General features: G+C 70.2%; 31 protein-coding genes. 20 read left to right on the top strand and 11 right to left on the bottom strand.

All coding sequences use genetic code 11. The features are described from left to right. Window positions 1–132: 132 nt before the first annotated feature. Window positions 133–945, top strand: a complete 813-nt coding sequence (locus EFA46_RS13270) for an SDR family oxidoreductase (protein ID WP_158604287.1) — start codon at window positions 133–135, stop codon at window positions 943–945. 1 nt (window position 946) lies between these two features. Here EFA46_RS13270 and EFA46_RS13265 read toward each other — a convergent pair whose 3' ends face one another. From EFA46_RS13265 to EFA46_RS13255, 3 genes are all read right to left on the bottom strand, one after another. Further along, window positions 947–1,366 (bottom strand): CopG family ribbon-helix-helix protein, encoded by a 420-nt coding sequence (locus EFA46_RS13265; protein ID WP_123078207.1) that lies wholly within the window; start codon window positions 1,364–1,366, stop codon window positions 947–949. A gap of 46 nt (window positions 1,367–1,412) precedes the next feature. Further along, window positions 1,413–1,628 (bottom strand): hypothetical protein, encoded by a 216-nt coding sequence (locus tag EFA46_RS13260; RefSeq protein WP_123078205.1) that lies wholly within the window; start codon window positions 1,626–1,628, stop codon window positions 1,413–1,415. Window positions 1,629–1,715: 87 nt separating this feature from the next. Further along, entirely contained in the window at window positions 1,716–1,973 is a 258-nt protein-coding gene (locus EFA46_RS13255) for a hypothetical protein (RefSeq protein WP_123078203.1), read from the bottom strand. 172 nt (window positions 1,974–2,145) lie between these two features. On the opposite strand from EFA46_RS13255, the gene EFA46_RS13250 reads away from it, so the two are divergent. The 3 genes from EFA46_RS13250 to EFA46_RS13240 all read left to right on the top strand — a co-directional run bounded on the left by EFA46_RS13250 (window position 2,146) and on the right by EFA46_RS13240 (window position 5,999). Beyond that, window positions 2,146–2,952, top strand: a complete 807-nt coding sequence (locus EFA46_RS13250; protein ID WP_123078202.1) for an aldo/keto reductase — start codon at window positions 2,146–2,148, stop codon at window positions 2,950–2,952. A 75-nt stretch (window positions 2,953–3,027) separates the two neighbouring features. Continuing rightward, window positions 3,028–3,879, top strand: a complete 852-nt coding sequence (locus EFA46_RS13245) for a translation initiation factor eIF-2B (protein ID WP_123078201.1) — start codon at window positions 3,028–3,030, stop codon at window positions 3,877–3,879. Between the two features lie 53 nt (window positions 3,880–3,932). Beyond that, window positions 3,933–5,999: an alpha-amylase family glycosyl hydrolase gene (locus EFA46_RS13240; RefSeq protein ID WP_123078199.1), complete on the top strand. Its 2,067-nt coding sequence runs from the start codon at window positions 3,933–3,935 to the stop codon at window positions 5,997–5,999. Window positions 6,000–6,131: 132 nt separating this feature from the next. On the opposite strand, the gene EFA46_RS13235 is transcribed toward EFA46_RS13240, so the two are convergent. From EFA46_RS13235 to EFA46_RS13205, 7 genes are all read right to left on the bottom strand, one after another. Continuing rightward, a complete protein-coding gene (locus EFA46_RS13235; protein ID WP_123078197.1) occupies window positions 6,132–6,698 on the bottom strand; it encodes a GNAT family N-acetyltransferase in 567 nt (188 codons plus the stop codon). A gap of 98 nt (window positions 6,699–6,796) precedes the next feature. Continuing rightward, a complete protein-coding gene (locus EFA46_RS13230; RefSeq protein WP_123078195.1) occupies window positions 6,797–7,447 on the bottom strand; it encodes a polysaccharide deacetylase family protein in 651 nt (216 codons plus the stop codon). 54 nt (window positions 7,448–7,501) lie between these two features. Further along, entirely contained in the window at window positions 7,502–8,203 is a 702-nt protein-coding gene (locus EFA46_RS13225; RefSeq protein ID WP_123078193.1) for an ABC transporter ATP-binding protein, read from the bottom strand. 3 nt (window positions 8,204–8,206) lie between these two features. Next, window positions 8,207–8,998, bottom strand: a complete 792-nt coding sequence (locus EFA46_RS13220; protein ID WP_123078191.1) for an ABC transporter ATP-binding protein — start codon at window positions 8,996–8,998, stop codon at window positions 8,207–8,209. Beyond that, window positions 8,995–10,089: an urea ABC transporter permease gene (locus EFA46_RS13215; RefSeq protein WP_123078189.1), complete on the bottom strand. Its 1,095-nt coding sequence runs from the start codon at window positions 10,087–10,089 to the stop codon at window positions 8,995–8,997. The genes EFA46_RS13220 and EFA46_RS13215 overlap by 4 nt, the downstream gene beginning before the upstream one ends. Further along, the gene (urtB, locus tag EFA46_RS13210) at window positions 10,090–11,019 is read right to left on the bottom strand and encodes an urea ABC transporter, permease protein UrtB (RefSeq protein WP_123078187.1); all 930 of its coding nucleotides are present in this window, start codon (window positions 11,017–11,019) and stop codon (window positions 10,090–10,092) included. Next, window positions 11,016–12,287, bottom strand: a complete 1,272-nt coding sequence (locus EFA46_RS13205; protein ID WP_123078185.1) for an urea ABC transporter substrate-binding protein — start codon at window positions 12,285–12,287, stop codon at window positions 11,016–11,018. The genes urtB and EFA46_RS13205 overlap by 4 nt, the downstream gene beginning before the upstream one ends. Before the next feature lie 480 nt (window positions 12,288–12,767). On the opposite strand from EFA46_RS13205, the gene EFA46_RS13200 reads away from it, so the two are divergent. Genes EFA46_RS13200 through EFA46_RS13165 form a run of 8 tightly spaced genes read left to right on the top strand, consistent with a single transcriptional unit; the run spans window position 12,768 to window position 18,607 of the window. Further along, window positions 12,768–13,172, top strand: a complete 405-nt coding sequence (locus EFA46_RS13200) for an urease subunit beta (protein ID WP_123078183.1) — start codon at window positions 12,768–12,770, stop codon at window positions 13,170–13,172. Continuing rightward, on the top strand, window positions 13,169–14,869 hold the full coding sequence (ureC, locus tag EFA46_RS13195) for an urease subunit alpha (RefSeq protein ID WP_123078181.1): 1,701 nt from the start codon (window positions 13,169–13,171) through the stop codon (window positions 14,867–14,869). The genes EFA46_RS13200 and ureC overlap by 4 nt, the downstream gene beginning before the upstream one ends. After that, window positions 14,866–15,210 (top strand): urease subunit gamma, encoded by a 345-nt coding sequence (locus tag EFA46_RS13190; protein WP_123078179.1) that lies wholly within the window; start codon window positions 14,866–14,868, stop codon window positions 15,208–15,210. Before ureC ends, EFA46_RS13190 begins: the two co-directional genes overlap by 4 nt. Continuing rightward, a complete protein-coding gene (gene ureG / locus EFA46_RS13185; protein WP_123078177.1) occupies window positions 15,207–15,842 on the top strand; it encodes an urease accessory protein UreG in 636 nt (211 codons plus the stop codon). The genes EFA46_RS13190 and ureG overlap by 4 nt, the downstream gene beginning before the upstream one ends. Beyond that, on the top strand, window positions 15,843–16,820 hold the full coding sequence (locus EFA46_RS13180) for an urease accessory protein UreD (protein WP_123078175.1): 978 nt from the start codon (window positions 15,843–15,845) through the stop codon (window positions 16,818–16,820). It abuts the gene before it with no gap. Between the two features lie 2 nt (window positions 16,821–16,822). Next, window positions 16,823–17,479 (top strand): urease accessory protein UreE, encoded by a 657-nt coding sequence (locus EFA46_RS13175; RefSeq protein ID WP_123078173.1) that lies wholly within the window; start codon window positions 16,823–16,825, stop codon window positions 17,477–17,479. After that, complete coding sequence (locus EFA46_RS13170; protein ID WP_123078171.1) at window positions 17,476–18,177, top strand: urease accessory protein UreF; 702 nt, start codon at window positions 17,476–17,478, stop codon at window positions 18,175–18,177. Before EFA46_RS13175 ends, EFA46_RS13170 begins: the two co-directional genes overlap by 4 nt. Before the next feature lie 40 nt (window positions 18,178–18,217). Then, window positions 18,218–18,607 (top strand): ribbon-helix-helix domain-containing protein, encoded by a 390-nt coding sequence (locus tag EFA46_RS13165; RefSeq protein ID WP_123078169.1) that lies wholly within the window; start codon window positions 18,218–18,220, stop codon window positions 18,605–18,607. On the opposite strand, the gene thiD is transcribed toward EFA46_RS13165, so the two are convergent. Further along, window positions 18,604–19,842, bottom strand: a complete 1,239-nt coding sequence (gene thiD, locus EFA46_RS13160) for a bifunctional hydroxymethylpyrimidine kinase/phosphomethylpyrimidine kinase (protein WP_123078167.1) — start codon at window positions 19,840–19,842, stop codon at window positions 18,604–18,606. The genes EFA46_RS13165 and thiD overlap by 4 nt on opposite strands. A 179-nt stretch (window positions 19,843–20,021) precedes the next feature. Here thiD and EFA46_RS13155 point away from each other — a divergent pair, with 179 nt between their 5' ends. The 8 genes from EFA46_RS13155 to thiM all read left to right on the top strand — a co-directional run bounded on the left by EFA46_RS13155 (window position 20,022) and on the right by thiM (window position 26,700). After that, complete coding sequence (locus EFA46_RS13155) at window positions 20,022–20,933, top strand: TIGR03571 family LLM class oxidoreductase (protein WP_123078165.1); 912 nt, start codon at window positions 20,022–20,024, stop codon at window positions 20,931–20,933. A 261-nt stretch (window positions 20,934–21,194) separates the two neighbouring features. Beyond that, window positions 21,195–22,967, top strand: coding sequence for a nitrite/sulfite reductase (locus EFA46_RS13150; protein ID WP_123078163.1), 1,773 nt, complete (start codon window positions 21,195–21,197; stop codon window positions 22,965–22,967). Further along, window positions 22,960–23,100: a hypothetical protein gene (locus tag EFA46_RS13145; RefSeq protein ID WP_158604286.1), complete on the top strand. Its 141-nt coding sequence runs from the start codon at window positions 22,960–22,962 to the stop codon at window positions 23,098–23,100. Before EFA46_RS13150 ends, EFA46_RS13145 begins: the two co-directional genes overlap by 8 nt. Next, complete coding sequence (locus EFA46_RS13140; RefSeq protein WP_255494109.1) at window positions 23,097–24,437, top strand: MFS transporter; 1,341 nt, start codon at window positions 23,097–23,099, stop codon at window positions 24,435–24,437. The genes EFA46_RS13145 and EFA46_RS13140 overlap by 4 nt, the downstream gene beginning before the upstream one ends. Continuing rightward, entirely contained in the window at window positions 24,438–24,581 is a 144-nt protein-coding gene (locus EFA46_RS13135) for a hypothetical protein (RefSeq protein ID WP_176969894.1), read from the top strand. Continuing rightward, the gene (locus EFA46_RS13130) at window positions 24,578–25,180 is read left to right on the top strand and encodes a molybdenum cofactor guanylyltransferase (protein ID WP_123078161.1); all 603 of its coding nucleotides are present in this window, start codon (window positions 24,578–24,580) and stop codon (window positions 25,178–25,180) included. The genes EFA46_RS13135 and EFA46_RS13130 overlap by 4 nt, the downstream gene beginning before the upstream one ends. Window positions 25,181–25,249: 69 nt before the next feature. Then, window positions 25,250–25,870 carry a thiamine phosphate synthase gene (gene thiE, locus EFA46_RS13125; RefSeq protein ID WP_176969897.1) on the top strand — a complete coding sequence of 207 codons (621 nt, stop codon included), beginning with the start codon at window positions 25,250–25,252 and terminating at the stop codon, window positions 25,868–25,870. Further along, window positions 25,867–26,700 (top strand): hydroxyethylthiazole kinase, encoded by an 834-nt coding sequence (gene thiM / locus EFA46_RS13120; protein WP_123078157.1) that lies wholly within the window; start codon window positions 25,867–25,869, stop codon window positions 26,698–26,700. The genes thiE and thiM overlap by 4 nt, the downstream gene beginning before the upstream one ends. The last annotated feature ends 5 nt before the right edge of the window (window positions 26,701–26,705 follow it).

The raw sequence follows: 26,705 nt of genomic DNA, 5'->3' as shown, positions 1-26,705 counted from the left end.
CACCAATCACCGGAAAACGCCTCCTGAGCGACCGTCTCTGGCGTCGATACAGCGGACGAGGTGGTGTTCGGTTCCGCGTCGCGACGAACCGAAAGCGGTCTGAACCGGCCCGCCCTAACTGGAGTGATGCGTGTGCTCGTCACGGGCGCGACCGACCGATACGGCTACGCCGCCGCACGAGCGCTCGACGACGCCGGCATCGAGGCCGTGGCGCTCGCCCGTGACACCGATTCGCCGGCCGCGCGAGCGCTCACGGCGCGCGGTCTCGACGTCGTCCACGGCCGGCGCGACCAACTCGACCACGTCGAGGACGCGCTCGCGGACGCGGACGGCGCCTTCCTCTCCGTCGGAACCGGGTCGGCGCGCACCACCACCGAGCGGGGCGAAACACTCGTCCGTGCCGTCGAGCGGACCGGGACGCCCGCCGTCCACGCCTCGGTGTTCGGCGCGGACGAGCGCCCCGGCGTCCGCTGCGTCGACGTCCGTGCGAGCGTCGACGCCGACCTCGCCGAGCGAGGCGTCCCGCACGTCTCCCTCCGGCCCGGCATTCCGCTCGACGCCTTCGAGCGCGTCCGCGAGACCGTCGAAGCGGAGGGCCGACTCCCCTTCCCGCTCGAGGGCCATGCCCGCGCGGCGTTCACCGACCCCCGGGACGTGGGGCGTGCGACGGCCGCAGTCTTCCGAGGGGACCTCTCGGGGCCCGAGCGCCTCCCCGTGGTCGGCGGGACGCACTCGCTCTACGACGTCGCGGCCGCCCTCGAAGCCGTCACCGGGGAGTCGGTGCGCGCGGACCCGCGACCGCCGACGGACGCGCCGCGTGCGCTCACCGCCTTCTACCGATGGGTGAACGAGGGTGCACTGCTCGGCCCCTCGGGCGCGCTCGGCGAGCGCTACGGCGTCGAGACGGCCGCGCTCGCCGACTACTTCGAGCGACGCGACTGGTGAGTCAGGCGAACGGCCCGACGTCGTCGACCGGCGTGACGGAGTAATCGACGGTGAGGGTGTCCTTCGTCGCGCGGACCTTCCCGACGAACGTGGAGATGTCCTCGAGTTCCCCCTCGAGGATGAACAGCTCCATGCAGTGGTGGTCGCCGACGTGACTGTGGAAGTTCGCGGCGACGAGGCTCTCGTTCTCGTGGCGCAGATGCATCATCTTCTCCTCGACGCTCGTCGTCTCGTAGTCGAACATCACGGTGACGACGGCCATCAGCTCGCGGTCTTCGAGGCGTTTGTCCTCGAACTCGCCGAGGAGGTTGCGTGCGGCCTCGCGGACGACTTCCGAGCGGCCGGTGTAGCCGTGCTCGTCCGCGAACTCGTCGATTCGGTCGGCGAGTTCGTCCGGCATGGAGATGGAGACGACGGTCATGGCTAGTAACTCGGCGCCGCTCGAATAATAAGGATTGCCCGTCGCGCTAGTGCGCCGTGTGCGACTCCTCACCGGACGTCGGGTGCCGCCACGCTTCGAGCGTGTAGATGCCGAGCGCGGCGAGCGCGACGAGCGCGGCGGCGGCGATGGCGTAGAAGAGCGCCATCGACTGCACGCCCACGACGATGACGAGGACGAGCGCGATTACCTCGGCGACGGCGGCGACGCCGAAGATGCCGAACGAGAGGTCTTGTAAGTCCATACCCGTCGGTACTGGCGAAACCCGCTTATTCGTGTCGGTCCGCGAGCGGCGCTGGGCGGGTACGCCCCCGGACGGGCTGGGCCCGTCTCAGCGCATATGCCGGAGGTGGCGGCGGTGCTTCGAGCGCGCGATCATGAAGACGAACGCGCCGAACGCCATCGTGAGGAAGCTCATCCCGACGATTATCGCGGCGATCGTGAGCGTCGACGACGAGATGATTTCGATGCCCTGCACGACGGCCATCGGGTCCCCGATGAGTTCGTTGAGGAAGATGACGCAGCCGACGCAGAGGCCGATACAGCCCGCGACCATCATCGAGAAGGAGTAGACGCCGCTGTTCAACACGGCGCTCGGACGCTCGAGTGGTCGGCGATACGGCCGACTGGACGCGTCTCTCCCTCCATCACTATGCGTATCTGATCAGTCTCCAGCGGTAATAACTCTTCGCCGAGCGCCGTCCGCAGACGAACCCACCGCAGTCCGGGGGTTCAAGCCGCCGGCGACCCATTCGGTTCGTATGCCCATCGAGATGCCGCGCCTCGGACTCGGGACGTACACCGACGACGACCAGGAGGGCCGCTACGACGCCGTCAAGACCGCCCTCGACGTCGGCTATCGGCACATCGACACCGCGCAGGTCTACGAGAACGAGGAGTACGTCGGCGCCGCGATAGCGGACTCGGACGTCGCGCGCGAGGACGTCTTCCTCGCGACGAAGACCGTCCACCACGACGTCCCCGAGTCCCCCGAGGACGTCCGGGACGCCATCGAGGGCTGTCTCGAACGCCTCGGCACGAACTACGTCGACCTCCTCTACGTCCACTGGCCGACCGGCGTCTACGACGCCGAGGCCGTCCTCGGCGCCTATCAGGACGCCCACGACGACGGACTCGTCGAGCATATCGGCGTCTCGAACTTCCTCCCCGAGCACCTCGAGGAAGCCCGCGACGTCCTCGACGTCCCGATTGCCGCCCACCAGTTCGAGATGCATCCGCTCCTCCCGCAGGAGGAACTCCGCGCTGACGCCCGCGAGCACGACTACTGGGCGGTCGCCTACTCCCCGGTCGCGCAGGGCCGCGTCGCCGACCTCGATCCCGTCGTCGAGGCCGCCGACGCCCACGACGCCTCCCCGTATCAGGTCGCGCTCGCGTGGCTGCTCTCGAAGGAGAACGTCGCCGCCGTCCCGCGCGCGACGGGCCGCGCGCACATCGCCGACAACTACGGCGCGCGCGACCTCGAGTTGACCGCGTCGGAGGTCGCGGCCATCGACGCCGTCGAGGACCGCGAGCGCCTCATCGACCCCGAGTGGGCGCCCTGGAACTGACGCGCGCCTCGCGGGTGGGAAGCCGCCCGATTCGGGAGGGACAAATCCTTAACGGTGGAAACCCGAGTCTTCTACATGATTGATGAGGCGGTACAGGACATCGAGGAGATGCGGTCGCAGAGCGCCTCCGTCGTCGCTGTCAAGGCCGCCCGCGCGCTCGAGGAGCTCGTCCACCGCGACCACTACACGGTCGAGGAGGGGCTCCGGTCGCTCGAGCGCAACAGCAACGCGCTCCGGCGCGCGAGCCCCTCGCACACGCTCCTGCACACCACCCAGAAGCGGATCCTGGAGCAGGTCACCGAACCCGAGCCGGCGGACGTCGAGGAGATGACCGCCCGACTCCGAACCACCATCCGCGACGTCGTCGCCGACGTCGAGACGAGCAAGGAGCGAGCGGCGGCCGAAGCCGCCGCCACCCTCTCCGACGGCGACACCGTCCTCACGCACGAGAGCTCCTCGACGGTCATCGCGACGCTCGAACACGCCCTCGAGGACGGGCTGACGCTCGACCTCTACGTCACGGAAGCGAGACCGCGCTTCCTCGGGCGGCGAACCGCACGCCGGCTCGCCGACCACGACGGCATCGACGTGACCGTCGTCGTCGACGGCGCCGCCGGCTACTGCCTCGACGAGTGCGACCGCGTCCTCGTCGGCATGAACTGCTTCGTCGACGACGTCGTCTACAACCGCGTCGGCACCTTCCCCATCGTCACCGCCGCCGACTACCACGACGTCCCCGTGACCGTCGTCGGCTCCTCGATGAAGTTCATCGGCTCCGACTTCGTCTTCGAGAACACGCTCCGCTCGCCCGCCGAGGTGCTCCGCGAACCGGCGGACGGGTTCTCCGCGCTCAACCCCAGCTACGACGAGACGCCGATCGAACTCCTCGACACCGTCGTCACCGAGGACGGCGCGATGCAGCTGTAGCCTCCGTTCTCGGAACCGCTGACTCCAAGTCGCTGCCCCGCGAGTGGGCGTGTATGCACCACCCCGGGCCGCCCCGGTTCGTCGACGTCGGCGAGGCGGTCGACCTCGCCCCCCGAAACCCCGACCCCGACGCCACCTACCGCTGGCGCCTCCGCGAGCGCCCCAGCGGGAGCGACGCCGGCGTCGGCGACGCGCCCGTCGTCGCCCTCGAACCCGACGCTCCCGGCCGCTACGAACTCGAACTCGACGCGCCGGACGGCACGCACGTCCAGACCGTCCACGCCTACGACGTCGTCGAGGAACCCGTCACGTTCCGCGTCGCCGACGACGACGTCGAGGCCGACCCGGCCGGTGTCGAGTTCGTCTCCGTCTACGGGACGTTCAACGACTTCACGATGGGGACGCTGACCGCCGAGCGGAGCGCCGCCGACGACGCGTGGGTCTACGAGACGACGCTCCAACCGGGGACGCACGAGGCGCTCTTCGCCGTCGACGGCGAGTTCGACGCCGTCGCGACCGACGAGGTGGTCGTCGAGGGGCCCGGCCGGCCCCGCGTCTCGCTCGACGCGGCGGTGCGCGGTGAGGAACTCGTCGTGCGCGCGGCGGCCGAGGCCGCTCCCGACGGGCGCGACCCCGAGACGGTCTTCGCGTTCGACGACCGCGACGCGCTCTCGCGCGCCGACGCGAGCGTCGACGGCGACGAACTCCGCGTCCCCCTCGATGCCATTCCCGTCCACGCGCGCCTGCACGCCGTCCCGGTCGCCGAGCGCCACGGCGTCGCGGCGACGCTCGAAATCGAACGCGACGGCGAAGACGTCGCCCTCTCGGACCCCGGTGGGGCGCCCGACTGGATGCGTGAGGCCACCATCTACGAGATATTCGTCCGCGAGTTCGCGGGCGCGGACCTCGACACGACCTTTGGAGCGATAGAGGAGCGCGTCCCCTATCTGGCGCATCTCGGCGTCGACGCCGTCTGGTTCACGCCCGTCTGCGCGAGCCCGACCCGCCACGGCTACCACATCACGGACCTCTTCGACACCGCCGACGACCTCGGGACGCGCGCGGAGTTCGAGTCGCTCGTCGAGGCCCTCCGGGACGCCGGCATCAGGGTGCTCTTCGACCTCGTCATCAACCACACGTCGCGCGACCACCCCGCCTTCCACCTCCACCGCGCTGGCGTCCCCGCGTACGCCGACCACTACGAGCGCGTCCCCGCAGAACAGGACACGACGGCCGTCGACTGGGCGGGCGACGACGCGCCCGGCCACTACTTCAACTGGGAACGCATCCCGAACCTGAACTACGACTCGCTCGCCGTCCGCGCGTGGATGCTCGACGTCGTCGACGAGTGGGCGGCCGTCGTGGACGGCTTCCGCTGCGACGTCGCGTGGGGCGTCCCGCACGGCTTCTGGAAGGAGGTGCGCGCACGCGTGAAGGCCGACGACGCCGAGTTCCTCCTCCTCGACGAGACGGTGCCCCGGGAGGTGGACTTCGACGAGGACGAGTTCGACGTCCACTACGACACGGACTTCTACGAGGCGCTCCGTGCGGTCGGGTCGGGCGAGGCGCCCGCCGACGCCGTCCTCGACGCGCTCGACGCGTCGCGCCGCCACGGGTTCCCGGCGGACGCCGCGCACATGCGCTACGTGGAGAACCACGACGAGGACCGCTACGCGACGGCGTGCGGGGAGGCGCCGCTGCGCGCCGCCGTCGGCGCGACGTTCACTCTCCCGGGCGTCCCGATGATCTACTACGGGCAGGAGCGCGGGGTCGCGGACTACCGCGGCCCGATGCGGTGGTACGACGGAGACGCCGACCTGACCGCGTTCCACCGCCGTCTCGTCGCCCTCCGCGACGAGCGCGACGCCCTGCGCGCGCCCGCAGCGGCCGTCGAGCGCGTCGCGCACACCTGCGAGTCGGGCGACGCCGACGACGTGACGGTCTACGCCCGCGAGGGCGACGAGGAGACGCTCGTCGTCGCGCTCCACTTCGGCGCGGGCGAGGCTGTCGTGGACGTCGAGCGCGCCGTCGACGCGACCGACCTCGTCTCGGGGGCGGACGCGCGCGCCGAGTCCGGCCTCGCCGTCGACTCCGTCGCGGTCTTCGCGGCGCGCGAGTAGTTCCGCCGTGGCGCCGTCGCTCGTGGTGGGGACGGACGACGTTCACACGGTCGGCGGAGAGGGGTCGGTCGTCGAGGACGCCGAAGCCGACGAAACAGCGCTCTACTGGAGAACGCGCGCGTTCGACGCGGTTCAGTCGAGCTCGCGGCGCATCTCGAACTCGAGGGGGTGTTCGTCGACGACCTCGAAGTCGTAGCGCTCGTAGAGCGCGACGGCGGGTGCGTTCGACTTCTCGACGTGGAGCCAGACGGTGTCGACGCCGCGCTCGCGCCCGAACGCGAAGAGCACGCGCATCGTTCGCGTGCCGACGCGCGCGCCCTGATAGTCGGGCTGGACGAAGATGGCGAGCTCGCAGGTGCCGTCGTCGCGTTCCGAGTCGGGGACGAGGACGGCGTGCGCGGCCGGCGTCCCGTCGTGGCGGACGACGACGTGGTAGGCGCCGAGGTCGCCGAGGCGCTCGAGCCACGAGCGGACGGCGTCGCCCCCGAGCGGCGGGAGGCCCTGCGCGCGGTCGGCGTAGCCGAACGTCACGTACATCCCGGTGAGGTCGTCGACGACGTCGGCGCTCAGATGACCGTGATAGCCGGTGATGTCGAGGGACCGACCCCGCTCGTCGTCGACGGTGGTGACGAACTCACTGCCCGACGACGAAGTTGACGAACAATTTCTGATATTTGTCTCAGGGGGACTACTCGACATCTTCTATTCGTTATAGTGGACGAACGCAACACTAATAGGTCTTTTTCCACACGGTATATCATGGGGTATTCGCGGGTGGTCCGCGGAGCCCGCCCCGCTCACAGGAGGTCGCGTGGGTCGCCGAGCGCGACGCCGTGCGCGTCGAGGGCGTCGAGGTACGCCTCGAACGCCGCGACCGTGTTCCCGCCGTCGTGGAAGAGCAGGAGGTCGTTCGGCTCGCTCGCGAGGCGCTCGGACTCCGCGGCGACGCTCTCGCGCATCGCCCCCGGGGTCTCGACCTCCCAGTCGGCGACGTCGAGCGTCCACCCCCAGTCCCGATAGCCGCCGTGCTCGTCGTCGTACCAGTCGTACGCGAACGCCGCGGCGTCCGGGCCGACGAAGCCGTCGTCCGCGAGGACTTCCTGGAGGGCGTCGGCGCGCTCGCCGCCCCGGTCGCCGTAGGGGAACCGGAAGAGCCTCGCGGGGCGCTCGACGCCCGCGCGCTCGTAGACGTCGTCGAGGAGCGCGTCGGTGCGTGCGACCTCCTCGCGGAACGCCTCGACCGAGAGGTCGCTGGCGTGCGTGTGCGTGTCGGCGTGGTTGCCGAGGAGGTGGCCGGCCTCGACGGCCGCCACCGCGTGCGCGGCGTGCTCGTCGAGACGGCGGCCCTCGCAGAAGAAGACGGCCGTGACGTCGCGCGCCGCGAGCGACTCGAGTTTCTCGGGGAGCGTCCCCGAAGGCGCGTCGTCGATAGTGAGGTAGGCGGGCATCGTCGCGGCGTTCGGCGCGCCGAACAAAGAGCCTTCGCGAGGCGGCGATCCGACCTAGACGGCGAGGTAGGAGGCGATGGCGTCCTCGTCGGTGAGGGCGTCGGCGCCGACTTCGTCGACGATGCGCCCGCGCTTCATCGCGTAACACCGGTCGGCCATGTCCTGAATCGCGCCGAGGTTCTGCTCGACGAAGAGGACGGTCGTCCCGAGGTCGGCGTTGAGTTCGCGGAGGTTCTCGCTGATCTCCTCGACGATGGAGGGCTGGACGCCCTCGCTGTGCTCGTCGAGGAGGAGGAGGTCGGGGTTGCCGACGAGCGCGCGGCCGATGGCGAGCATCTGCTGTTGGCCGCCGCTCATCGTCCCCGCCTTCTGCGTGCGCCGCTCCTCGAGTATCGGGAAGTAGTCGTACACCTCGTCGTAGAGGTCGTCCGTGCTCGCGTCGTTCACGCCCTCGCCGACGAGGAGGTTCTCCTCGACGGTGAGGTCGGGGAAGACGTCGCGGCCCTGCGGGATGTAGCCGATGCCGGCGTGCGCGCGCCGATCCGGCGGGGTGCCCGCGAGGTCCTCGCCCCGATAGCGGACCGCGCCCGACTCGGGTTCGAGGAGGCCGATGATGGTCTTCATGAGCGTGGACTTCCCGGCGCCGTTCTTCCCCATGACGCCGACGAGTTCGCCCGCCTCGACGTGGAGGTCGACGTCGCGGAGGACGAGCGTGGTGTCGTAGGCGACCGAGAGGTCCTCGCACTCGAGGAGCACCGCTCACTCACCCCCCAGGTAGATGCGCCGCACCTCGTCGTCGTCGCGGATCGCCTCGATGTCGTCCTCCCGGAACACCGCGCCGCGGTGGAGCACCGTCACGTCGTCGGCGATGTCGGCGACGAAGTCGACGTCGTGCTCGATGACGACGAACGCGATGCCGTCGGCGTTCAGGTCGGTGACGAGCTCCGCGACCTCGTCGCGCTCCTCGACGGAGAGGCCGGCGACGGGTTCGTCGAGGAGGAGGAGGTCGGGTTCGAGCGCGGCCGCCATCCCGATTTCGAGGCGGCCCTGCTCGCCGTGCGAGAGCTCGCCCGCGAGCGTCTCGGCCTGCCCGCCGAGGTCGACGCGCTCGAGGGCGTCGCGGACGGCGGGTTCGAGGTCGCCGTCGACGACGCGCTGGATGGGGAGGCGCATGTTCTCGAACGCGGTGAGGTCGTCGAAGACGGAGGGCACCTGGAACTTCATGCCGATGCCCTGGTCGACGCGCTCGTTCGGCCGGAGGTCGGTGATCTCCGCGCCGTCGTAGTAGATGGCGCCCTCGCTGGCCTCGTGGCGGCCCGTGATGAGCTTGAGGAGCGTGGATTTCCCGGCGCCGTTCGGGCCGATGAGACAGCGCAGTTGGCCTTCCTCGACGGCGAAGTCGACGCCGTCGATGGCGGTGAAGCCGCCGAAGCGCTTCGTGAGGCCGTCGGTCTGCAAGAGCGTGTCCGTTCCGGGGCCGGTCGCGGCGACGGCGGGCGGTTTGCGGCCGGACGTGTCGGGTGCCGTGGAGTCGGTGTCTGTCGTGGTCATTCGGGGGTTCCCTCCATGGTGTCGCTATCGCTGGTGCGTTGCGCGCGTTCGCGGACGGCGACGACGGTCTCGCGGGCGCGCGGGACGATGCCTTCGGGGACGAAGAGGATGGCGACGAGCAGGACGACGCCGACGACCACCATCGCGTACTGACTCCCGGTGACGGAGAGCTGCTGGCGGAACCACTCGATGGCGACGGTGGCGATGACGGCGCCGAGGAGCGAGCGCCGGCCGCCGACGGTCACCCAGACGACGGGGATGGACGCGAAGGTGATGCCGAAGACGCTCGGGCTGATGTAGTTCCCCCACGAGGCGTAGAGGACCCCGGAGAAGCCGGCGAGCGCGCCGCCGAGCGAGAAGACGAGGAGCTTGATGCGCCGGACGTCGTAGCCGAGCATCTCGGTGCGGTCGGCGTCCTCGCGAGCGGCGACCATCGCGTAGCCGAAGCGCCCGTTCACGAGCGCGCGCAGGCCGAGGTAGACGGCGAGGAGCGCGGCGAGCGTGAACCAGTAGAACGAACTGCCGTCGAGGGTGATGGCGGCGCTCCCGACGCCGAACGTGAGATTCGGGATGGCGGGGATGCCGTTGAAGCCGCCGAGCGCGACGGAGCCGACCGACCACTCCGCGCCCGCCGTCTGCGCCATGAACGTGTTGAGGACGATGGCGACGACGAGCGTGAGGATGGTGACGTAGACGTCCCGGACCTCGCCGTAGAACATGAAGTAGCCGAGGACGAACGCGGCGAGCGTCGCGAGCCCGACGGCGAGCGGGAGCGCGAGCATCGTCGTCACGGCGCTCGTGAGGTTGAGGCTGACGATGCCGAACGTGTAGCCGGCGATGCCGAAGAAGACCACCTGCCCGAAGCTCAGGATGCCCGTGTAGCCCCAGACGACGGAGAGCGAGAGCGCGAGGATCGCGTAGAGCAGGTAGAGCGCGGCGCTGGAGGCGGCGTAGCTCCCGAAGCCGATGGGGTAGCCGACGAGGAGGGCGAAGACGAGGGCGAAGCCGACCCAGAAGGTCCGCGTGTTCCCGAAGGTGTTCGGGCCCTCGAAGGGGTCGACGAGCCGGTCGAAGCGCTCACCGAGCCCCATCTATTCGCCCTCCATTCTGTTGCGGACGTCCTCGACGAGGCCCGTCAGGCCGCCGCTGAGGAGGCGGATGGCGACGATGGCGGCGACGAGCATCGCGATCTGGCCGGCGAACGTTCCGAAGAGGTTGGTGAACGCGGCGTCGATGGCGCCGAGCAGCCCGCCCGAGAGCGTCGTCCCGAGGAGCACCGAGGGGCCGCCGATGACGACGGCGACGAACGCCTCGACGAGGAACGACGAGCCCATGCCGGGGACGACGGTGAGCGTCGGCGCGTAGAGCGCGCCGGTGAGGCCGGCGAGCGCGGAGCCGATGACGAACGTCGTCGTGTACATCCGGTCGGTGTCGACGCCGAGCGAGCGCGCGGTGTCCGCGTCCTGGATGGTGGCGCGGGCGCGGATGCCGAACTCGGTGCGCGTGAAGACGACGTACATCGCGCCGAGCACGAGGACGGCGACGGCGGCGAGCAGGATGCGGTACGTCGAGTAGGAGAACGCGCCGTAGGCGACGTTGCCGAGGGGCGTGGGGACCTGCGGGATGGAGTTCCCGAAGAGGATGCGCATCCCCTGCGTGAGCACGAGGCCGATCGCCCACGTCGCGACCATCGAGTCGAGGAGGCGCCCGTAGAGCGGTTCGACGGCGGATCTCCCGAGGACGCGTTCGCTCACCCAGTTGATGGCGGCACCGGAGACGACGACGCGCTCGACGACGAAGCCCAGTATCGCCGCGAGGACGATGCCGGAAATCATCGCGACGGGGAGCGGTGCGCCGGCGTTCGACGCGAGCGTCGTGCCGTACGCGCCGATCATGATGAACTCGCCGTGGCCGAGGTTGATGACGCCCATCATCCCGAAGATGACGGCGAGGCCGACGGCGGAGAGCACCACGAACGCGAAGTTATCCGCGAACTGGAACAACAGGTTGAGCGGGTTCATTTCGTCGTGTCGGCCTCCTCGTAGAAGTTCGCGGGGACGTACTGCGTGGTCTCGTCTTCCTCTGCGAGGTTGACGCCGACCGTCTCGGAGAGGAACTGCTCGGGGATCATCTGCTCGTCCTCGACGGTGATGTTGTGGTTCTCGTCGCAGTGGAAGACGCGCATGTTGTGCGTCATGTGGTGGACGGGCCCCTGCAGGGAGATGTCGCCCTCGGGCGCGGAGACGTCCATGCCCTTCTCGAGTTCCGCGATGATGTCGGCCTGATCCGTGGAGCCGACGGCTTCGGCGGCCTTCGCGTACATCTTGATGGAGAAGTAGTTGTTCACCGCCTCCTCGTTGATGTAGGAGGCCTCCGGGAACTTCTCGTAGAAGCGATTGACGAACTCCTCGTTCCGGGAGGTGGGGAGCTCCTCCATGTAGTTGAAGCCGCCGTAGACGTCCTTCATCGCGGGCGCGTCGAGGCGCTTGTGCTGGTAGCCCTGGGCCATGACGGTGGAGGTCCCCATCGGGATGTCGAGGCCGGCGGAGCTCCGCTGGCTCCAGAAGGAGGTGTGGTTCGCGCCGACGAGGAGCGCCATCACGAAGTCGGGGTCGGCGTCCTGAATGTTGTTGATGGTGGAGCCGAAGTCGGTGACGGAGAGCGGGATGAACTCCTCGCCGATGACGTTCGCGTCGTGCTCGTCGGCGAGCACGCGCACCCAGTCCGCCGAGAGCTGGCCGAAGTTGTAGTCGGCGGCGATGGTGTAGACGTCGGAGCCGAAGTTCTCGACCATGTAGGGGAAGACGCTGCCGAGTTGCTGGCGCGCGGTTGCGCCCATGCAGAAGGTGTAGGAGTCGGCGACGCCGCCCTCGTACTGCGTGGTGTAGAAGTAGAGCTGTTCGTTCTGGTCGATGATGGGCCGGATGGTCTCGCGGGTCGCGGAGGAGTAGCCCGCCCAGAGGGCGTCGACGTTCTCCTCGTTGATGGCTTGGCGGGTGAGTTGCTGGTAGCGCTGGTTGTCGGACTGGGGGTCGGGGGCGAACGTCTCGATCTCGTTGCCGAGGATGCCGCCCTCCTCGTTGAGCTCCTCGATGGCGAGCATGCTCGCCTGGTACTTCGGCGTGCCGTTGAGCGCGAAGTTCCCGGAGCGGTCCTCGATGATGCCGAGCTTGACGGTGTCCTCGCCGCTCCCGCTGCCGGTGAGACAGCCGGCGAGCGCGGCGCCGCCGACTGCGGCGCCGGTCGCGAGGAAGGAGCGCCGCGAGACGCCCGAGCGTCCGTCCGTCATGCGAGACACCCCATCGGCGACCGAACGTCCCGAACCGCAACCATCTGTGAATCGACACCCGAACTGAAATCGGAAATACTTGGGCAAGCGTTCATGCAGTATCGACATTCCCGGACATTCGGTTGCAACTCAAAAGCCTTGCCATTCGCGTATAACCATTGTACGAATTGAGGGTATATGTTTAAGGTATTAATGTGCCTGCTGAATACGGTTCACGAACATAACCGAACGCGCCGTCAGAACACGTCTGTTCTCGGCCGCTTCGGGTTGACGTTCGTACACTACACTCCGCCTTCTCACACGCTCATCTGGACGAACACCACAGTACGATCCGGATAATGATGTCATATTCAACAATACTTCCCCGTGTCGTGCAAATATTGGCGAGTGTGCGAGACATTATTGTGTATAGCTAGAGACTCACGGACAGTATGGTCGTACTTGAGTTCGAGCGGTCGCCGAGCACGGGGGCGACGGCGGATGGGTGAACGCCTCGTCCCCGGTGAGGTCGTGCCCGGCGAGGGCGACGTATCGATCAACGAGGACCGCGAGACGGCGACCGTCACCGTCGCGAACACCGGCGACCGGCCCGTGCAGGTGGGCTCGCACTTCCACTTCTTCGAGGCGAACGGCGCGCTCGCGTTCGACCGCGAGGCCGCGTTCGGGATGCGCCTGAACGTCCCCGCCGGCACCGCCGTCCGCTTCGAACCGGGCGACGAGCGCGACGTCGACCTCGTCGCTATCGGCGGGAAACAGCGCGCTCACGGGATGAACGGCGTCGTGAACGGGAGCGTCGCCGGCGACCCCGGCGCGGCGCTGGCGCGTCTGCGCGAGGCGGGCTTCGCCGACACCGGCATCGACGAGGAGACGGAGGGCGAGTCGTGACCCGCGACGTCTCCCGCGAGGCCTACACGGAGCTCTACGGGCCCACGGTCGGCGGGCAGGTGCGCCTCGGCGACACCGCCCTCTACGCCGAGGTCGAGTCGGACTACCGGACGCCCGGCGACGAGGCGGTCTTCGGCGGCGGGAAGACGCTCCGGGACGGCCTCGGGATGGCGCCCGGCGTCACGAACGAGGAGGGCGCGCTCGACTGGGTGATCACGAACGCGACGATCCTCGACCCCGTCCTCGGTGTCGTGGCGGCGGACGTCGGCGTTCGGGACGGCCGCATCGCCGGCATCGGGAACGCCGGGAACCCGGACACGATGGACGGCGTGGACATGGTCGTCGGCGCCGGGACGGACGTCTATCCGGCGGAGGGGAAGATACTCACGCCGGGCGCGCTCGACGTCCACGTCCACTTCAACGCCGCCCAGCTCCCCGAGCACGCGCTCGCGGCGGGCATCACGACGATGCTCGGGGGCGGCTACGGCGGCGGCGCGACCACGACGACGACGGGCCCGCGGAACGTCGAGATGTTCCTCCGCGCCGCCGAGGACTGGCCGGTGAACGTCGGCTTCTACGGGAAGGGGTCGAGTTCGCGCCCGGAGTCGCTCTACGAGCAACTCGAGGCGGGCGCGTGCGGCCTGAAGATCCACGAGGACTGGGGCGCGATGCCGGGCGCCATCGACACCTGCCTCACGGTCGCGGACGAGGCGGACGTGCAGGTGGCGATGCACACGGACACCCTGAACGAGACGGGGTTCGTGGAGAACACGATGGAGGCCGTCGACGGGCGGACCGTCCACCTCTTCCACATCGAGGGCGCGGGCGGCGGGCACGCCCCGGACATCATGGAGACGGTCGGCGACCCGAACGTCCTCCCGTCCTCGACGAACCCCTCGATGCCGTACACGACGAACACGTTCGACGAGCACCTCGACATGGTGATGGTCTGTCACCACCTGAACCCGGACGTCCCCGAGGACGTCGCGTTCGCGGAGTCGCGCATCCGCGCGGAGACCATCGCCGCCGAGGACGTGCTGCACGACACGGGCGCGATCTCGATGATGACGACGGACGCGATGGCGATGGGCCGGATGGGCGAACTCGTCTCGCGGACGTGGCAGACCGCGCACAAGATGAAGGACCAGCGCGGCGCGCTCTCCGAGGACGGGGCGGGCGACAACGAGCGCATCCTCCGGTATCTCGCGAAGTACACGATCAACCCCGCAATCGCCGCCGGCATCGACGACCACGTCGGCACGCTCGAACCCGGCAAAGTAGCGGACTTCGTCCTCTGGGAGCCCGCGTCGTTCGGCATCAAGCCGTTCGTGACGTTCAAGGGCGGCTTCCCGGTCTACGGCGAGATGGGCGAGGCGAACGGCTCGCTGATGACCTGCGAGCCGATGATGCAGCGCCCGCGCGCGGGAGCGGTGGGGAGCGCGAAGAATGCCCTCTCGCTCGCGTTCGTCAGCCGCGCCGCGAAGGAGAACGGCGTCGGCGACGAGTACGACCTGACGACGGAGACGGTCGCCGTCTCCGGGGCGCGCACCGTCTCGAAGGGCGACATGGTGCGCAACACCACCTGCCCGGACGACATCGAGATCGACCCGGAGACCTTCGAGGTCCGCGTCGACGGCGAGCACGTCACCTGCGAACCGGCCGAGGAACTCCCGCTCACCCAACGGTACATGCTATGAACCTTACCCCGAAGGAACGCGAACGGCTCACGATTTACACGGCGGCACAGCTCGCGCGCGACCGCAAGGAGCGTGGCGTGAAGTTGAACCACCCCGAGAGCATCGCCTACATCTCCGACTGGATCTTCGAGGGCGCGCGCGAGGGGAAGGACGTCGCGACCCTGCGCGCGGAGGCGACCGGCCTCCTCGGACGCGAGGACGTCATGGAGGGCGTCCCCGAGATGATCGACATGGTGCAGGTCGAGCCGATGTTCCCGGACGGGACGAAGCTCGTCACCGTCCACGACCCCATCCGCTCGGACAGCGCGCGCGACATCGGGAGCGGGGCGGGCGAGCCATGAGCGCCGAGGAGCGCCGCACCCACCGCGACGTCGCCACGGTGGGCATCGGCGGCCCCGTCGGGTCGGGGAAGACGTCGCTCATCAGCGAGGTCGTCCCTCGGCTGCGCGACGCGGGCCTCGACGTCGGCGTCATCGCGAACGACATCCTGACGCAGGCGGACGCCGACGCGCTCCGCGAGCGCTTCGCGGGCGTCGTCCCCGAGGACCTCGTCGCGGGCGTCGAGACGGGCGCGTGCCCACACACTGGCATCCGCGAGGACCCGTCGATGAACCTCCGGCAGATAGACGACTTCGTCGCCGCGCATCCCGAGTTGGACCTCGTCATCGTCGAGAGCGGCGGGGACAACCTCGCGGCGACCTTCGACCCCGAGCTCGCGGACTACTCGCTCTACGTCATCTCCGTCGCGGAGGGCGACGACATCCCCGCGAAGCGCGGGCCCGGCGTCGTGGACTGCGACCTCCTCGTCGTGAACAAGACCGACCTCGCGCCGCACGTCGGCGCGGACCTGGAGAAGATCGAGCGCGACGCCGCCGCCGTCCGCGACGGCCCCTACGTCCTCACGGACTGCAAGGCCGAGACGGGCGTCGCGGACGTCATCGAGCACGTGCGCTCCGAGGTGCTCTTCGCGTAGATGGCGACCGAGGAGGCGGCGGGCGCGTCGGACGCGAGCGCGCTCCCCGAGACGCCGGCGGACGCGGGCGAGCGCGCGTTCCCGCCGGAGTTCGAGGCGTACGTCGACGAACCGCTCGCGCAGACGGCGGTCGGTTCGCCCGGGAAGGTCGGCGAACTCGAAGCGCGCTTCGCGCGCGACGACGGCGGGAAGACGCGGCTCGTCGAGGATTACGCGCGCGTCCCCTACCACCTGAGCGGGACGCTCGGCCACGACCGCGGGCGGCCGGACGGCACGACCGTCTACGTGCAGAGCCCGACGGGCGGCGTCGCGCAGGGCGACCGGAACCGGATGGCCCTGCGTGCCGAAGCGGACGCGCTCGCGCACGTGAGCACGCAGAGCGCGACGAAGGTGCTCGCGATGAACGCGAACTGCGCGCGCGTCGACCAGACGTTCGTCGTCGGCGACGGCGCGCACCTCGAGTACGTCCCCGAGCAGACCATCCTCCACGATGGCGCGCGCTACTGCCAGGAGACGGCGGTGACGCTCGGACGGGACGCGACGGCCTTCCTCACGGAGACGGTGGTTCCGGGTCGCCTCGCGCGCGAGGAGGCCTTCGAGTTCGAGCGCTACTACGCGCGCACGACCGTCGACGGCCCCGGCGGGCGTCTACTCGCAGATACGACGCATCTCGCGCCGGACGACCCGCACGCGGACCCCCGGCGCGCCGGCGTCCTCGACGACTACGCGGTCTTCGGGACGGCGTACCTCGCGACGACGCGCGACGTCGACTGCGAGGCGTTGAGCGAGCGCCTGCACGGGCGCGCGAGCGACACGGCGGCGCGCGCGGCGGCGTCCACGCTCCCGAAGGACGCGGGCGTCGTGGTGCGCGCGCTCGGCGACCGGGCGAGCGACGTTCGGGCGGCGCTCCACGCGGCGTGGGACGCGAGCAGTCGCGCGCTCCGTGACGCGCCCGCGCCCGACCAGCGGAAGAACTAGTCATGGACCTCTACGACACCTACGTTGGAAACACTGCGGACGAGGCGGTGGCATCGCGCGTCGAGCGCGCGGCGACGCGGGAGCTGACGCTCGACGAGACGACGCGGCGGCGCTCGCGCTTCCGGACCGAGACCGAGGACGGGACGGACGTCGGCGTCGTCACCGGGAAGGCCGGGAGCCTCGAACCCGGGGACGTCCTCGCGAGCGACGACGCGGCGGCCCTGCTGGTCGTCGGTCTCGCGGCGCGCGACGCGCTCGTCGTGGACCTGCACGAGGCGGACGCGACGCCGGAGGCGATGGCGCTCGCGGCGAAACTCGGGCACGTCGTCGGGAACCGCCACCGCGACCTCGCGGTGCGGGGCGCGTCGGTCCTCGTCGCGCTGGACGAGTCGGTCGAGCGCCACCGCGAGGAGGTCGCATCGCATCTCCCGGAGGGCGCGACGACGCGCGTCGAAGCCGTCGACCCGATGCGCTTCGACGACGGGACGCCGGACCATGCCCACTCCCACGACGGCGACGAGAACGGACACGGACACGAGCACGACGGTGCCGACCACACCCACGGCGACGACCACACCCACGAGCACGCACACGACGACCACGGGCACGCGCCAGACGCGACGGGCGTTCGGGCCCCGAACGGGGGCGAGTCGGAGTGACCTCGGACGGCGACTCGGACGCGCGGGCGTCGCTCTCGGCGTATCGCCTCGCGGACTCCTTCCTCCCGGTCGGCGGGAACACGGTCTCCTACGGCCTCGAGCAGTTCGTCGCCTCGGGACGCGTCGAGACCGCCGCCGACCTCGGCGAGGTCCTCGAGAGCTACCTCCGCCGGCAGGTCGGCCCCTGCGAGACGGTGGCGATCCGCGCGGCGCACGACGCGGCCGACGACCTCGACGCGCTCGAGCGGGTGGACGACGCGCTCCTCACGCGCACGCTCGCGGCGGAGTTCCGCGAGAGCGCGACGAAGGCCGGCCGACGACTCCTCGAGGTGGAGGCGGAGACGAGCGCGGATTCGGTCGTCGCGGCCTACGAGGAGCGCGTCGCGACGACGGACGCACCCGGGACGTATCCGGTGGCCCTCGGCCTCGTCGCGGCGCGACGCGGCATCGACCCGGCGGAGGCCTGCCTCCTGCACGGCCACGCCTTCCTCACCGACATGCTCGGCGCGGCTCAGCGCCTCCTGAGCCTCGGGCACGTCGCCGCCCAGCGCCTCCTCGACGACCTCGCGGACGTCGTCGCCGACGTCGTCGCGGCGAACGCGGAGCGCCCGCTCGAACGCATGAGCCCGTTCGCGCCGCTCATCGACGTCCACGCGATGGAGCACGAGCGCGCCGACCGCCGTCTCTTCGTGAGCTAGGGGGTAGTTTTACGCCGGTCGAGCGCGTTCGTCCACGAACATGGTCAAGTCCACGGTGCGGTTCCCGGAGGAGGTGCTCGATGCCGTGGAGGAACTCGTCGAGCGCGACCTCTTCACGAACCGCTCGGAGTTCCAGCGCTTCGCCGTCGAGTGCATCCTCGCGCAGGTGGACGACGACTACGAGCCACAGATGCTCGACTACGACGAGCTCTACTCGGAGGTCTTCCCCGAGGAGACCACGGACGACCCCGCCGGCGTCCCGGACGCGGCGCCGATGGAGGAGGAGTTCCTGCAGACGGCGGCGCGCGTCCGGCAGTTCGCGATGCGCGGCGAGATCGAGACGGCGGAGGAACTCGTCGATACGCGCTATTCGCCGGCCGACCCGCGCGCCCTGCTCCTCGAGGACTTCCTCGCGGGCTATCGCGACTAGGGGAGGCGCTCGCGGAGCGCCGCGACGTCGGCCGCGAAGCACGTCGCGGCGTCGCCGTCGCACTCGCTCGGGTCGACGAGGACGGGTGCGTCCGCACAGGCCTCGAACGCGCGAGCGACGCGTTCGTCCGGCGGGAGTGAGGGGTCCGGCGCGCAGGTGCGCGCGCCGTCCTCGCCCCACGCCTCCGCGTCGTACGGGACGGTGGCCGCGTAGCGAAGCGACGGGTCGTGCTCGCGGGCGGCGAGGAGGAGTTCGCCGGGGCGACTCGGCACGTCGAAGCGAACGACGCCGCTCGCGTCGGGCGCGGCGACGTCGGCGGCGGATTCGGCGTACGGGGTCGCGCCCGCGACGCTCGCGTCGCCGTGCTCGGCACGGAGGGCACGGACGGCCTCGACGGTGGCGTGGCGTTCGGCGTCGTCGCGGAGCGCGGCGAGGTGGTGGACACTCCCGGTCTCGGTGCCGACGGCGTGCGCGTAGCGGACGGCGCGCGCGACGTGCTCGATGCCGGCTTCGACGGCGGTGTCGAGCGCGTCGCCGGCGGCGAGGCGCGCGGCGATGGCGCTGGAGAGCGTACAGCCGGAGCCGTGCGTGCGGGCCGTTTCGACGCGCTCGTGCTCGAAGACGCGGACGTCGTCGGCGGTGACGAGGACGTCGACGGCGGTGTCGCGGTCGTCCTCGACGTAGGGGTCGCCGCCGGTGACGAGGGCGGCGTCGGCGCCCTGCTCGCGGAGGCGCTCGCCGGCGACGCGGGCGTCGACGCGGCTCTCGATGTCGACGCCGGTGAGCGCCTCGGCCTCGTCTGCGTTCGGTGTGAGGAGCGTTGCGTGCGCGAACAGCGTCTCGTAGGCGGCCTCGACCCGGTCGTCGGCCAGCGCGTCGCCCGACGTCGAGACGAGGACGGGGTCGACGACGACGGGGGCGTCAGTTTCTGACACCGCCTCGACGACGGCTTCGAGGGTGTCCGCCCGGCCGAGCATCCCGGTCTTGACGGCGCGGACGTCGTAGTCGTCGCGGACGGCGTCGAGTTGCGCGGCGACGTCGGCGGGCGGGAGGTGGTGGACGCCGTGGACGCCGCGCGTGTTCTGCGCGGTGACGCTCGTGACGACGCTCGTCCCGTAGGCGCCACAGGCCTCCATCGTCTTGAGGTCGGCCTGAATGCCGGCCGCGCCGCCGGAGTCGCTCCCGGCGACGGTGAGCGCGACGGGGTAGTCGACGGGTGCGGCGCGGCGCGTCACGCTCCTCCCCCCTCACCGGGTCGGCGTCTCGTGCTCGCGGTCATACACCACGGTATCATGCAGTAGTACAATAGTGTGGTGGACCGCGCGCGTCGGCACCTCGGCGTGGCCGGTAAATGCGACCCCGTGGGGTTCGCCGCCGCCCGGCGGTTTTTGCGTGTCCGGCGTCGAGCGAGCCCATGGAGTCGCCGAATCGCGGTTACGAGCGCCTTTTCGGGGGCGACGACCTGACAGTCGGCGCGACGTTCCCGCTCACGGGCGCACGCGAGGAGCGCCCGGACGTGGCGCGCGAGCTCGCGCTCGCCGAGCGCGTCGAGGACCTCGGCTTCGACGGCCTGTGGGCGCGCGACGTGCCGACCTACTGGCCGACGTTCCGGGACGCCGGCCAGACGTTCGACCCGTGGACGTGGCTCTCGCAGGTCGCCGCACGCACGGACGAAATCGCGCTCGGGACGGCGAGCGTCGTCCTCCCGCTCCGTCACCCGCTCCACGTCGCGAAGAGCGCGGCGAGCCTCGACCACCTCTCGGACGGCCGCCTCGTCCTCGGCGTGGCGTCGGGCGACCGCTCGCCCGAGTACGAGGCCTTCGGCGTGAGCGAGGACGAACGCGGCGCGGCGTTCCGCGAGAGCGTCCGCGTCCTGCGGGCGGCGTGGACGACCGATTTCCCCGAGGTGGAGACGCGCTGGGGGACGATGGACGGGACGCTCGACGTCGTCCCGAAGCCCACTCGGGGCAATCTCCCGCTCTTGGTGACGGGGAACAGCCGGCAGTCCCGCGAGTGGATCGCCGCGCACGGCGACGGCTGGCTCTTCTACCACCTCCCCGAGGACACCCTCCGGGACTACCTCGACGACTGGCACGCGCGCACGGACGCGCCGTTCGTCACGACCTGCACGGTCGAGTTGGCGGACGACCCCGACGCGTCCCCGGAGCGCGTGAATCAGGGCTTCCGCGCGGGCGCGGCGTGGTTCCGCGAGTACTTCCGCGACCTCGAGCGCTGGGGCGTCGACCACGTCCTCGTCGGCGTGACGGGCGACGACCGCGAGCGCGCGTACGAGCGCGTCGCCAGCGACGTCCTCGACGCGCTCTGAGCGCGACCACTCCACGAACACGGAAGAAATCTCCTCCACGACGACTCGAATTTTACGACCAGTCTATTCTAATCGGAATACGGCCTTATACACATCCCAATTCATCCAATACACTCCACTCCCTGAAGGAAAACTCGACAGTAGAAGGTCGAATGAACAGAACGCTTTTACTTGAGAAGGCGGACTGACTATCCGTAATCAGCGCACGATACTCCACGGGTTCTCTGAATCAGTGGACGCACGTGTGCAGGACACACCACCATGGCACACAAGAAGGAAGACGTCAAGGGCGAGCTGTACGGCGACGCGGTCAGGGAGAAAATCGAGGAGTTCGCGGCGGAGGGCTGGGAGTCCATCCCCGAGGACGAGCGCGAGGAGTGGTTCACCCGCTTCAAGTTCTGGGGGCTCTTCCACCAGCGCAGCGGGCAGGAGAGCTACTTCATGATGCGCCTCAACAACTGCGGGGGCGTGCTGAAGCCCGAGCAGCTGCGCGCCATCGCGGAGGTCGCCGACGAGTACGCGCGCGGCCCCGTCGAGAACCCGCGCTGGGGGAACGGCTGGATCGACTACACGACCCGCCAGTCCATCCAGCTCCACTGGCTGAAACTCGAGGACGTCCCCGAAATCTGGGAGAAACTCGAGTCCGTCGGCGTCTCCAGTCGCTCGGCGGGCGGCGACACGATGCGCAACATCTCGGGCTGCCCGGTCGCCGGGAAGGACGCCGACGAGTACGTCCCGACGCGCGACCTCCTTGACGAGATCGAGGAGGGCATCCGGGGCGACGACGCGCTCGCGAACCTCCCGCGCAAGTTCAACATCTCCGTGACGGGCTGTACGGTGGGGTGCGCGCAGGACTCCATCAACGACGTCGCCCTGGAGCCCGCCCACCGGCCGGTGGACGGCGAGCACACGAAGGGGTTCAACGTCCGCGTCGGCGGCGGCCTCGGCGGGCGCGAACCCCGGAAGGCGCGCTCGCTCGACCTCTTCGTCACCCCGGAGCACGCCTACGACACCGTCCGGGCGTTCGTCGAGCTCTACCACGAGGAGGGGAACCGGCAGAACCGGAACAAGAACCGCGCGCGCTTCTTCGTCGACGAGTGGGGGACGGAGAAGATCCGCGAGGAACTCGACGAGCGCCTCGACTTCGAGCTCATGCACGCGGGCACGGACTTCCGCGGCGAGTACACCTACAACGCCGGCAAGCACGACGACGAGGGGAAACACGACCACGTCGGCGTGCAGGACCAGACCGACGAGCTGAGCTTCGTCGGCGTCAGCGTCCCCGTCGGGCGGATGCCCGCGACGGACGCGCTCGAACTCGCGGACCTCGCGGACCGCTACGGGAGCGGGGAAGTCCGGCTCTCGCGCCGGCAGAACCCGCTCATCATGGACGTCCCAGACGAGCGCGTCCCCGACCTCCTTGAGGAACCGCTCCTCGAGACGTACTCGCCGGACCCGAACGTCTTCACGCGCGGCGGGATGGCGTGTACGGGCACCGAGTTCTGCTCCATCGCGCTCGCGGAGACGAAGACGCGGATGGCGGAGACCCTCCAGTGGCTCCAGCGCACCGTCGAGGTGCCCGACGACGTGACGCAGCTGAAGATTCACTGCTCGGGCTGCACGGCCGACTGCGGGCAGGCGATGAGTGCGGACATCGGCCTGCAGGGGATGCGCGCCCGGAAGGACGGCGAGATGGTCGAGGCGATGGACGTCGGCGTCGGCGGGAGCATCGGCGAGGAGCCGAGCTTCATCGAGTGGGTCCACCAGCGCGTCCCCGCCGACGAGGTGCCGGGCCTCCTCGCGAACATCGTCGAGACGTACGTCGAGATGCGCAACGACGAGCAGACGTTCCGCGAGTGGGTGGCGGCGACCGGCAACGAGACCATCGCGGAACTCGCCGAACCCGAGGAGACCGACTACACCGACCCGTGTCTCACGGACGCGAAGCAGTCCTGGTATCCCTTCGACTCCGGCGACGGCCCGGCGCCCACGGCCGCCGACGGAACCCCCCTCGGAGCGCAGAGCGATGACTGACGGGGACGACGCGCGGGACGTCGCGCCGCTCGACGTCGCGCCCGAACTCCACGGCGACCCCGCAGTCGCGGGCGAGCGCGCGGCGGCGAGCGCCACCGGTGACGCGAGCGTGGGAGGTGGCGGCTACGAATGATCTCGAAGAAGACCGAGCAGCTCGTCATCGCCACCGTCGGGTTCTTCTGGGCGTTCCTGATGTGGTTCTCGACGGCGGCGTTCAGCACGTCCATCGACAGCGCGTTCGGGCTGACGACGGGCGGGCTCGCGCTCCTCGCGAGCAGCGCGCTCTGGCTCGCGCCCCCGGGCCGCGTCATCGCGGGGTGGGCGGCCGACCGCTTCGGCGCGCACAACACGTTCGCCCTCATCCTCGCGTACTCCGGGCTGATGAGCATCGCGTCGGCATTCGCGACGAACTACGACGTGCTCTTCGTCGAGCGCCTCATCGTCGCGTCGGCGGGCATCAGCTTCGTCGTCGGCATCCAGCACGTCTCCCAGTGGTTCGACGACCACGAGATCGGCACCGCCGAGGGCATCTACGCCGGCACGGGGAACGCGGGCGCGGGCGTCGGCGCGCTCGTCCTGCCGCGTCTCTACGGGACGAACTTCGGGGACGCCTTTCTCCACCTCGGCATCGTCGCGCTCGTCATCGCCGTCGTCTACAAGTGGCGCGGCGAGCCCGCGAAGGACGTCGCGACGGCGGAGACAGCGCGCTCGAACTCCGGCATCAAGGACACGCTCTACGTGTGGACGCGCTTCGCGGCCATCGGGCTGATGCTCGCGTACGCGATGTCGTTCGGCCTCGAAATCGCGATGAACTCGTGGCTCCCGACCTACTACGCGAGCGGGTTCCAGGACGCCATCGCCGGCCTCGGGTTCACGAGCGTCGCCGCGATCCAGACGGCGGCCGGGACGTTCGCGGCCGTCCAGTCATTCAACGCGTCGCTCTTCCGGCCGTTTTCAGGGTATATGTCCGACCTCTGGCAGCGCAAGGGGTGGACGCCGTACCCGTTCCTCTCGGCCGAGCAGGAGTACGCGCCGCGCGTCCACTGGCTGATGACCGCGCTCCTCCTCATCACGCTGATGATGTGCGCGCTCACCGTCGCGGGGACGATGGGCCTCCTCCCGGTTTCCGTCGTCGTGCTCGCCGGCTTCGGCATCGCGGTGAGCTTCGGGACCGGCGGCGTCTTCGCCATCGTCCCGCTGATGTTCAAGGACCGCCCCGGCATCGCCGCCGGGTTCATCGGCGGCATCTCGACGGCGGGCGGCATCGTCTACCCGCTCGTCTTCGGGTGGATTCCGGACATCCACATGGGGTACGCGGCCGTCGCAATCGTGTTCTTCGTGCCGTTCATCGCCTTCTTCGTGTGGGCGATGCGCTCGGAGCAGAGCCTGAGCGAGCACGGCATCGGGTCGCGCGAGCGCTGGCTCGGCTCGGAGAAACCCACCAACGCCGTTCCCGGAGGTGACGACTGAATGGCCGAGACTGAGGAGACGCCCGAGGAGCCGTGGTTCCGCTGGGGGAAGCGCATCCTCTACGCCGAGATGGGTATCGCGGTGCTCGTCACCGTGTTCTCGCTCGCGATGGCGTTCATGGGCGAAGCGGGGTACATCGCATGATCGGACGCGAGGACTGCGCGGCCGTCGTGGTCGCGAGCGGGCGCACGCATCGCTCGGCGTCGGCGGACGGCGACGCGACGGACGCCGCCCGACTGCGCCACGTCGTCGAGCGCGTCGCGCCGCTCGTCGGCGAGGTCGTGGTGTGCTGTCGGCGCGACCAGCGCACTCGGTACGCGCGGGCGCTCGAGGGCTCCGACGTCTGGGCGAGCGCGGACGCGACCGTCGGCTTCGCCCGCGAGCGCACCCCGGGCGACCTGATGGCGGGGCTCGCGGGCGCGCTCCACGAGACGGACGCGCCGTACGTCGCGGTGCTCTCGGCGGGCGGGCGCTCGCCGGGCCGGCACGCGGTCGCGTCGCTGTTCGCGTCGGCGCGCGAGGCGGGCGAGTCGACCGTCCCCGTGATGAAGGGGCGCCCGCTCCCGCTCTCGGCGGTCTACCACCGCGAGGACGCCCTACGGGCGTGCGGGGCGGCGATTGCGGAGTCGGTGTCGCACGCGAACGGCGTCGTCGAGCACCTCGACGGCGTCCAGCACGCGACGGAGCCGGCCGACGAGCCGACGTGGTCGCGCGCGGCGTCCGGGCCGGCGGCGACCCGATAACGCGGCCCGTCGCGGAGTCGGTACCCTTTTGCTCCCACGGCCGACCACCAGTAGGTACAACGCGTGAATATCGACACGTACCTCGTCACGCAGGGCAGTCGCTCGCGCGGACGCGCCACCGAGGACGTCGCCGCGGCCGCGATTCGCGGCGGCGTGGACGTCGTCCAACTCCGCGAGAAGGGCGCGAGCGCACGCGAGCGCTACCACCTCGGGCGCGCGCTCCGCGAGCAGACCCGCGACGCCGACGTGACGTTTCTCGTCAACGACCGCGTGGACATCGCGGCCGCCGTCGAGGCGGACGGCGTCCACCTCGGCGACGAGGACCTGCCGGTCGCGGCCGCCCGCGAGAGACTGGGCGACGACGCCGTCGTCGGCCGCTCCGTCTCCACCGTCGAGGGCGCGCGCCGCGCCGTCCAGGCGGGCGCGGACTACCTCGGCGTCGGCGCCGTCTACGCCACCGACTCGAAGGACGTCCGCGAGGAACACGCCGAGGTCGGGCCCAATCGCGTGGCCGCCATCGCGGACGCCGTCGACGTCCCCATCGTCGGCATCGGCGGTATCACGCCCGCGAACGCCCCGGACGTGATTCGGGCGGGCGCGGATGGCGTCGCCGTCGTCTCCGCGATCACCGCCGCCGACGACCCCGAAGAGGCGACCCGCGAGCTCACAACAGCCGTCGAGAACGCATGACTACCGACTTCACTCTCACCGAGACGCTCGACAGCATCGCCGCCGACCAACCCCTCGTGAACTGCGTGACGAACGCCGTCACCGTCAACGACGTCGCGAACGTCGCGCTCTACTGGGGCGGCCTCCCCGTGATGTCGGACGACGCCCGTGAGGTCGACGACATGGTCGCGGGCGCGCAGGGCTGTCTCCTCAACATGGGGACAGTGAGCGAGGCGGGCGAAGAGGCGATGCTGACTGCGGGGCGCGCCGCGAACGAACACGGCGTCCCGCTCGTCGTCGACCCCGTCGGCGTCGGCGCGACCCCGACGCGCGACCGGGTCGCCGAGCGCCTCGCCACCGAGCTCGACCCGACGGTCATCAAGGGCAACTACGGCGAGATAAGCGCGCTCGCGGGCGCTGATGCCGACGTGCGCGGCGTCGAATCCGTCGGCGAGTACGCGGCCGTCGCCGAGTCGGCGGTGTCGCTCGCGCGCGAGACCGGGTCCGTGGTGGTGGCCTCGGGCGAGACGGACGTCGTCGCGACCGACGCGGCCGCCTACGAGGTGGCGTCGGGCGACCCGATGCTCGGGTCCGTCGTCGGCACCGGGTGCATGCTCGGCGTGACGCTCGCGACGTTCGCGGGCGCGCTCGCGAACAGCGAAACAGCGGCGCTCGCGGGGACGCTCGCGTTCGGCGTCGCGGGCGAGGCCGCCGCGCGGGGCGCGTTCGGCGACTACGAGGGGCCGGCGAGCTACCGGACCGCGTTCCTCGATGCGGTCGCCGGCCTCGGAGACGTCGAGCACCCCGACCCCGACGACAGGGTCACGCGCGTCCTCGACGCGGACGGCTGAGTCCG

Origin of the sequence: Halarchaeum sp. CBA1220 (genome assembly GCF_003721175.2) — an archaeon.
Lineage (GTDB): Archaea > Halobacteriota > Halobacteria > Halobacteriales > Halobacteriaceae > Halarchaeum > Halarchaeum grantii.
The sequence above is the reverse complement of the archived record's forward strand: the minus strand, read 5'-3'. Positions and strand labels throughout refer to the sequence as shown.